The 525-nt window shown below is 29.3% G+C and carries 1 protein-coding gene; it reads left to right on the top strand.

All coding sequences use genetic code 11. The features are described 5' to 3' along the window. Nucleotides 1-442, top strand: a 442-nt coding sequence (locus tag NL42_RS19160) for a hypothetical protein (RefSeq protein WP_461313958.1), incomplete at its 5' end; no start/stop codon positions are given. Nucleotides 443-525 lie beyond the last annotated feature (83 nt).

Here is a 525-nt window from a genome sequence, read left to right as displayed (position 1 = left end):
TGAAAAGCAAGCTAAATTGCTACAAGAAGAGCAAGAAAAAATAGGACAACAAGATCAGGACTTTCAAATTGCTTTAGATAAGCACAGAGAATCTTTAAAGAATTTATTTAAAGAGCTTTTTTCTGACCATGATATTAAAACGGAAAATGGAGGCCATTGTTGCGTAACATTCGGAAATTTTAAAATTTCTTTATTAATTGAAACTGCTAAATTTGAGAATGGTGTTCCGGTAAAATTAAACTCAGTAAACCCTATTATTGTGAAGTTTAAAAAAGACAAACCAGTTGCAAAAGCACAATTTACCGATGCAACTCAATATCTCGATAATCATTCAGAAAATCCAAACTATCAGTATTATTATAAACAAGAAGATAAAACCCAACTCGTCCAATTTTCTGAACTTCCAACTTTTTTTCAAGCTATCTTAGACACTAATGTATAAAGTCAGGCCCTCAATAGAGGGCTTTTTTATATATTATTTTTCTATCATTTAAACCTATTAAAAAATAAAATCAGTCTAATTAT

This window comes from Acinetobacter sp. GN11, assembly GCF_054823985.1.
This window is presented reverse-complemented; position numbering and strand designations above follow the sequence as displayed.